The organism is Mongoliibacter sp. (assembly GCF_007692705.1).
Classification (GTDB): domain Bacteria; phylum Bacteroidota; class Bacteroidia; order Cytophagales; family Cyclobacteriaceae; genus Mongoliibacter.
The window spans coordinates 26,165-34,132 of record NZ_REBN01000073.1 but is presented as its reverse complement, the minus strand read 5'-3'; the positions used below and the strand labels follow the sequence as shown (position 1 = coordinate 34,132).

5 protein-coding genes and 1 pseudogene are annotated in these 7,968 nt (G+C 40.5%); all 6 read right to left on the bottom strand.

Annotated features, from left to right (window positions below):
• Positions 1-90: 90 nt before the first annotated feature.
• Positions 91-2,208, bottom strand: coding sequence for a glycine-rich domain-containing protein (locus EA341_RS01730; RefSeq protein ID WP_293010955.1), 2,118 nt, complete (start codon positions 2,206-2,208; stop codon positions 91-93).
• A 258-nt stretch (positions 2,209-2,466) separates the two neighbouring features.
• Positions 2,467-4,215 carry a transcription termination factor Rho gene (gene rho, locus EA341_RS01725; RefSeq protein WP_293010954.1) on the bottom strand — a complete coding sequence of 583 codons (1,749 nt, stop codon included), beginning with the start codon at positions 4,213-4,215 and terminating at the stop codon, positions 2,467-2,469.
• Positions 4,216-4,373: 158 nt separating this feature from the next.
• A pseudogene (locus tag EA341_RS18985) lies at positions 4,374-4,442 on the bottom strand (hypothetical protein); the annotation flags it as partial.
• Between the two features lie 37 nt (positions 4,443-4,479).
• Positions 4,480-5,169 carry a DNA repair protein RecO gene (gene recO, locus EA341_RS01720; RefSeq protein WP_293010953.1) on the bottom strand — a complete coding sequence of 230 codons (690 nt, stop codon included), beginning with the start codon at positions 5,167-5,169 and terminating at the stop codon, positions 4,480-4,482.
• Positions 5,169-7,400, bottom strand: a complete 2,232-nt coding sequence (locus EA341_RS01715; protein ID WP_293010952.1) for a T9SS type A sorting domain-containing protein — start codon at positions 7,398-7,400, stop codon at positions 5,169-5,171. Before EA341_RS01715 ends, recO begins: the two co-directional genes overlap by 1 nt.
• The gene (locus EA341_RS01710) at positions 7,381-7,968 is read right to left on the bottom strand and encodes a thymidine kinase (protein WP_293010951.1); all 588 of its coding nucleotides are present in this window, start codon (positions 7,966-7,968) and stop codon (positions 7,381-7,383) included. Before EA341_RS01710 ends, EA341_RS01715 begins: the two co-directional genes overlap by 20 nt.

Here is a 7,968-nt window from a genome sequence, read left to right as displayed (position 1 = left end):
TGAGGAGGACTTTGATGAAGATGATATGTAAAAATAAAGGGTCAGATTTTCACAAGTCTGACCCTTTTAAATTTTAATAGTAGGTGCTATTTAGTTTTTTAAGACTTTTAAATATTCTCTCTTTTCTCCCCAGTAGACTTCAATGATATAAAGTCCATTTGGTGAAGCCTGAAGTTTATCGGAGAGTTTTTCTGACACCTCCCGAATATTTTTACCCTCGATTAAACTACTGCCCACAAGAGAGGATACCAATCGGGCCGTGATTTTTTCATTGGTATATTCTTGGGCGTTGACCAAATCAATGGTGAGTTTATTTCCTTTGGTTGGGTTGGGGAATGCGCGCCAAACGCCATTGGTGACGTTCATAGATGGGATTCTCACTCCTACAATCTCACTGTAGGCATAAGTTCCCGAAAAGTCCACTTGCTTCAACCTATAATAAGCCATCCCTCCACGTAATGGAAGATCATTATCTTTAAAGCTATAGTCTGACCTGTCGTCTGTATAGCCTATTCCTTCCACTTCACCTAATTTGGTAAAAGACTTAACATTATCGATAGATCTTTCTACCTCAAAATGAGAGTTTTCCCATTCCTTGGCGGTAGCCCAACTTACCATACTGACTCTTTCTTCCTGGGAAAATTCAGCGGTAATATGTAAAAATTCAACTGGAAGTATTTTGAAAGTCTGGCTGATAATGACTATTCCGTTTGCCCCGTTACCACCTCTGGTCGAACCGGCACCACCTCCAGAACCAGGGGTATTGCCATTTTCTCCAGGGCCGGATGAATTACCATTGCCACCAACTCCAGAACCGCCATTTCCACCACCATTTGGCCCTGTACCTCCACCGCCAGCTGAATAAATAACTTCTGAACCGGAAATATTTTTTAGAGTTCCATTCCCTCCATTCCCTCCTGGATTATTTCCGTTTTGGGCATTGCTTCCAGCGGAAAAACTACCTCCTCCTCCTCCCCCGTTATTAAAAGGGCCATTACTACTTCCGGCACCACCATTATTTCCTTGGGAGCCATTTCCACCAAGGTTCCCATTTGCAAAGGCACCACCGCCACCTGATCCCCCATTCTGGCCTGCTCTTTGATTGCCAGAAGATCCACCACCTCCTCCACCTTCAGCAGTGAAACCAAAAAAAGAAGAGTTACTACCTTTTAAACCTCTATTATTTTCATTGGTAGAGCCAGCTCCACCAACACCAACAATTACAGGAAGATTGGATCCAGGGGTCAGTACAGGACTTTCCTCTATCAAGCCACCACCTCCTCCTCCACCTGCGCTAGATCCTCTTCCACCACCTCCACCACCGGCAACGACAAGTATATCAACAGCGTCAATTACTTCCTCGGTTTCAGTATTATTTGGTACAGTCCAACCTGTACTGCACCTAAAAATATATATCCTATCAAAAAATTCATCCCCTCCCTGTTGATAAGGATTTGTCTCAATAATTTCTAGACATCCAGAACCAACACCTAGATAAACCTCTCCATTGCCGCAATTCCACTGTAAATTTGAAAATAATAATCCATTGATGCCATTTAAACAGCCAGCACCGTTAAGGCTTCCTCCTACAGACAAATAATTTACTTGATTGTCATCTCCCGCAGAAATATTAGAACCACTATTCATGGTGACATTGCCTTGGACATCAAGAGTTCCATGAATGTTGATATTGCCATTGTTTTGAATATTTCCTCCTACATTACCTTCACCTATATTAAAAGTACCACTACTGTTGACAGTCAAATTTGCTGAAAAGTTAGTTGCTCCTTGAGCGGAGTTAAAGTTCCCGTTAATTGTAAAGTTTCCGGTTCTATTTATTACTCCGGAATTGTTGATTGTTTTGCCACTATTAAGATTTCCAAAATTAAGAGTCATGGAACCAAAATTATTTATTGTCCAACTCCCATTGTAGTCAGCCCTGGCTGTAAAGGTTCCATAATTGTTTAATTGGGCCAAGCTAGTAAGGCTGTTGAAATTTGCATTTACAGTAACTCCTTCAGGAATACAAACCGTGACATTTTGGGCATTGTTAAAATTTATTCCATTTGTCCTGTTTGCGGCAATACAGACAGTGATTCCGTTAGCATTATTTGGTATTGCCGGACTCGGACCTCCTGTTGCCCCTACGGTATGGTCGCATACGTTGCAAGTTTGGGCTAATAGTCCATCAAATAAAAAAAATAGCAAAAAAACTATAAAAAATGACTTAAACCGTAAAGTAACCTTAACTAAATTTTGGTTTACAAGTGAAAATGTCATGTATACTATTAAGTGATAGGGGTGAATCAATTAGATAGGCAACACAAAAGTAAATCAAAGTGTTTTAATAAAAAAATAAATTATGTTTTTTACATAAAAAATAATGTATTTCAAACCAAATTAAATTCTAAAAAAAAGGCCAGCTGAATCAGCTGGCCTTTGTTATGATGACTTAGTTTTTAAAAATTATCCATTCATGGATATCAAAAACTCTGTATTGTCTCTTGTTCCTTTCATTCTCTGCAAGAGGAATTCCATGGCTTCCTGAGAGGTCATGTCGGACATCAACTTGCGCAGGATCCATACCCTTTGCATTTCTTCTTTGTCCATCAATAGATCTTCTCTTCTGGTTCCTGAACCTGGAACGTCGATAGCTGGATAGATTCTTCTGTTGGAAAGTTTTCTGTCCAGTGCCAATTCCATGTTACCGGTACCTTTGAATTCTTCAAAGATCACCTCGTCCATTTTAGACCCTGTTTCTACCAAGGCTGTAGCGATAATGGTCAAAGAACCTCCATTCTCCACATTCCTGGCTGCTCCGAAGAATCTCTTTGGTTTGTGTAATGCATTGGCATCTACACCACCTGAGAGAATCTTTCCTGAGGATGGTACTACGGTATTGTATGCTCTTGCCAATCTTGTGATTGAATCTAATAGAATAACAACATCATGCCCGCATTCTACCATTCTTTTGGCTTTCTCAAGTACTATGGTAGCTACCTTTACATGACGTTCTGCTTGTTCGTCAAAGGTGGAAGATATCACCTCTGCCTTTACCGAACGGGCCATATCTGTTACTTCTTCAGGCCTTTCATCTACCAAAAGAATCATCAAATGCACTTCAGGATGATTTTCGGCGATCGCATTGGCAATTTGCTGAAGTAAAACAGTTTTACCTGTTTTCGGCTGTGCCACAATCATTCCTCTTTGTCCTTTTCCTATTGGAGCGAAAAGATCCAAGATACGGGTTGAGTAATTCCCTGATTTGGTAGAAAGGTTTAACCTCTCTTCCGGAAATAGAGGTGTTAAATATTCAAATGGAATTCTGTCCCTGATTTCTTCGGTTGTTTTACCGTTAACCGTAATCACTTTAAGTAGGGCAAAATATTTTTCTCCTTCTTTAGGCGGTCTGATTGAACCCTTGACGTGATCTCCGGTTTTCAGTCCAAAAAGTTTGATTTGAGAAGGTGATACATAAATATCATCTGGGGAAGCAAGATAATTGTAATCCAAAGACCTCATAAAACCGTATCCCTCGGACATGATTTCAAGAACACCTTCATTTTCAATGATGCCTTCAAATTCTTTTGGGCTCACATAAGGCTTCTTTCTGGATGACACTACATCGGCAGAAGGGATATGAGCTTCTTCACTGTCCCTGATATTTTTTCTTCTTGGGATTTCAACTTCCTGCTCTTGGGATTTCTCCGGAGCCGGAGTAGGTTCTACTTCCACTACCTTTTTTCTTGGTCGGATAAACTTTGGCTTTTCTTCAGCTTCTGGTTGCGGTGGAGTAGGTTTTGGGGCTGGAATCGGCTTTTTTTCCTCTTTAGGTGCAGACTCTTCTTTTCTTGGATTAGGCTTGGGGGCTTCCTGTTTCCTAGGTTTGGTTTCTCCTTTAGGTTTTTCCTTTGGAGCTTCTTTAGGGAGTTCAGTTACGTTTTGTCTTCTGAACTTGGCATTGTTTTCAGGAGCTTCAGCTTTGGGAGTTGCCTCTTTTTGCTCCTTTTGTTTCTCTTCCTTCTTGGGTTCGTCCTCAGTGACGGAAGGCTTCTTTTTCGGGAGGGCTTGCTCTGGAGTGATGGCCTGTTGGTCCAATATGGCATAAACCAGGTCATCTTTTTTGAGGTTTTTGAAGTTTTTCACTCCCAATTCCTCTGCGATCTCCTTCAATTCTGATAGAAGTCTGATCCTTAATTCTTCTATGTTATACATAAAAAGCTTACGAAATTAAATTAATAATGAGATGTAAATTGAAATGATGGTGTATTGATTACTATTGAACTGAAGTAAAAAGATATTCAGGATAGTCAAAATCCCCGGGGAGAGGATTCTTCAAATACTCTTATTCCACAATATTAACGTATCAATACTTAATACGCAAGTTTTTGGACTCTTATCACCATCATAATGAGATATCTTGCCTTTCTTTTGTTTAAATCATCATTTTTTCACCAAGTATTCTCAAATTTAATACAGTTAGTGCATCAACTGGCGCAACACTTTCACCGATTTCCACTCTCCTCCAAAATCCAAATGCTTGCTATATAAGGCAAGCATGTGATCCAAAAGGTCTCTACGGATTTTGGCGGGGATTTTCACACTGCATTCAAAAGACTGTTCAATAATAATATTGAGCGATTGCATTTCCGCACCCCAGTCAATCTGCCTGGTAATATTCTCCTGAATCTCTTCAAAAAATTCCTCAGCATTGCCAGGTGAAAAGCCTAGGTATTTCGACGTCTCCCAAAGAAATACCAAAGGAAAATGACTTAAGTGTACCTCTTCACTGTCCAAAAACATGATAGCCTGAACCAAAAAATCAAAAAGATCCTCATTCTGATAGCTTTCATAAATTGATTTTGACAATACCTCAGCCATAAACATGGCAATTCCTGATTTGTAAAAGTCAAATGGAATCGTCTGAAAAGCATGCTGAAGTTTGGTCTCTGAAATCCTATTGAGGTTGGCATTCCCTTTTTCATAAACTACCATATCCAAAATAGTAAGCGGCTGATAAAGGGCTATTTTGCCTTTACTTTTACTGCTGCGCACTCCATTGATGATATAGCTTTTAAGCCCCAGTTCCCGTGTGAAGATCTTGGAAATAATAGAGGACTCTTGGTACCTCAGAAATGAAAACACGATTCCTTCAGTTTTTTTCAGCATTATAAAACAACAAATTTACCTGCCACCCTCTCTCTTCCAGATTCATCTGAAACATACACCAAATAAACTCCTGGCTGCACCCGTCCTCCTACCAATGATGACAGGTTCCAAGTTGCCTTTCCTCCCCTCACCTGTGCTGAATGCACCACTCTTCCTGCAGCAGAAGTGATCTTTAAATTGGCGAAATCTGTAAGTCCTTCAATACTCAATTCTCCATTGAATTCCGGTCTTACTGGATTTGGAAAGATTTTGAGACTTTCCAGAGATTCAAATGATTCCATACTTGTCCCCCTGTATGAAAATGCAGCATTTCCCTGTACTATGAGCACTTCACCAGACAGCGGGTCAAGATTCAAGTTCTCTATGCGGTTACTCACCAAAGGGCTGTTGTTTCTTCCGAATTGCTCCAAAAGGACATCCCCAAACTCCGAGAATCTCCAAAGTCCTTCCCTCTCAGTACCAAACCACTTGGTCTGGTCAGGTGCTACTTTTACTTGTGTCACTGAAATCCCTGATAGCAAAGGCCTACCTTGAAATATGGGGGTTATCGCATTTATAGTACTTCCAGCATTGATCCCACTTACGTTGGGAAGGTAAATGACACCATTCTCGTGCCCCAACCAAAGTTGTTGATTGGAATCTAAATCCATATCCAGAATGGTAGAAGTTAAAAAGCCCTCTGTATTTCCTATGAAGCGATTAAGCTCGGTGTTTGCATTAAATACCTGAAGCCTGGTATTTCCTGTTTGTGTTTTTTGCAGGATCCACAGGTTTGCAGACCGATCAGAAAGGATTTTATGAGGGAAGGCCAATCCAGGAACATTTACCTGCTCCAGAGCTCCACTACTATTCAATTTGAAAAGTCTCTGAGCATCATCCCTAAGCCCGATCCATAAATTTCCGGTTTGGTCGGTATGTAATACTTGGACCGACATTTGGTTTTGCTGTCCATTGAGCCTGATAGGCTCTAGTTTTCCCCTGCTCTTTTTCCATAGTCCCGAGTTGGTGCCAAAGTATATATCCTGATTCAGTTGAGCCACTGAAAGAATTTCCTCAGGAGCATCAACCTCTTCCCATCTCCCTTGGAAAAGTGTGCTTGTGATTTGTCTTTCGCTTGTCAAAATATTGCCCCTGATGTTTTGAAAGTAAGGGATACCAATGAAACCCTCTGTACTGGGAACAATATTCTTGAGTTTTGAGGAGGGCGCATTGGGGGAAAAAGAAGTGCCATTCTCCGTGACTATTCCTTCACCTTGCACCTGCAGGAAAAAACCGCTGTTGGAGATGAAATAGTCTGAAAAGTCACCTTCTTGCTTACTGTAGTACAAATTCCATGAGCCATTTCCATTAATGGTATAGACAGCATTTTCCATCTGAAAGAACAGCCTCTCCCCAAAAAAACGCATGTTTTTAGCATTGCTTACTCCCAAAATGGGCTCTAAAACCAGACTTTCTTTATCCAGAAGAAACAAAAACCCGTTTTCATCAATCAGGAAAACCTGACCTTCAGTTATACCTATTTCTTTTAACAGAAAACCATCGTACCTTACTCTTGCCCAATTTCGAAAATCATTCAGGTTGCTTGATTTATTTCCGATAAGCAACCCGTCCTCGGTCGCCAAATAAAATCTTGAGCTGTCCTCAGTAAGGTCCAAAATCTCCAAAGCTTCCCCATTTCTTCCTAAATTGGTGAATGAGGCTTCAAAGTTTTCATTTTTGGAATTTATCAGAGACATACCAAAGGCTCCTGCCACCAAGACCAAATCGCCTTTTACCTCAAAGGCATTGATTTTTTTTAAGGGGATTTGCACATTATCCCTCAACGCAGTCAGTGTACTGATACTTCTTTCACCAACCAATTGCACAGTACCGTCCGGATAAGCCAAGATGAGCTTTTTGGTATTCGGAACAAAGGAAGCTGCGGTGAAATTTTGGTCATATAGCCCATCCAAAACAGTCAATGTATTGACTTCTTTGGAAGCTACATTAAGATAAAAAACCGCATTCTGGGAGATTGAAAAAACAGAAGTTTCTGTCCCTGTAAGTTTCCCGCTATCAAGATAGGAATTGTAAACTTGCCAAGTACCTACGGGAATATTGGATTGGGCGAACCCTCTCTGGTAAATCAAAATGGCAAAAAGAGCAATGATCCAAAATCGATTTTTACTTAAAAATAACCGGTAAACTTTTGGATCTCTTTGCTCCATCAGTTCACTTATTATTGTCTTCAAAGAAGCATTTTCTGCAACGGGCCTCATAACTCTCTTTTTCTCCTAAAAGGACCTTCTCCTTTGTTGTGCTTAGTCTGAAGGAGTAAGAAGCCAAATCTCCGCATTTCATGCAGATGGCATGTACCTTTGTTACATATTCCGCAATAGATAAAAGCTGAGGCATTGGTTCAAAGGCATTTCCTTCAAAATCCATATCCAAACCTGCAAGAATCACCCTTTTACCTGAATTGGCCAACACTGTGGCGACATGAATTATTCTATTATCAAAAAACTGTACTTCGTCGATCCCCACCACTTCACAGTTCCCCGCTAGTAATATAATATCTTCAGCAAATTGTACTGGAGTAGACCGGATCGCTGTTTCATTATGTGATACCACATCAAATTCGTGGTATCTTTTATCCACGGAGGGTTTGAAAATTTCTACCCGTTGCTTAGCAATTAAAGCCCTGTTGAGTCTTCGGATAAGCTCTTCGGTTTTGCCCGAAAACATGGATCCACATATTACTTCAATATGGCCTTTTTTATCTCTTGGGTTGGATTTACCTATGGAAGGTTCAATAAACAT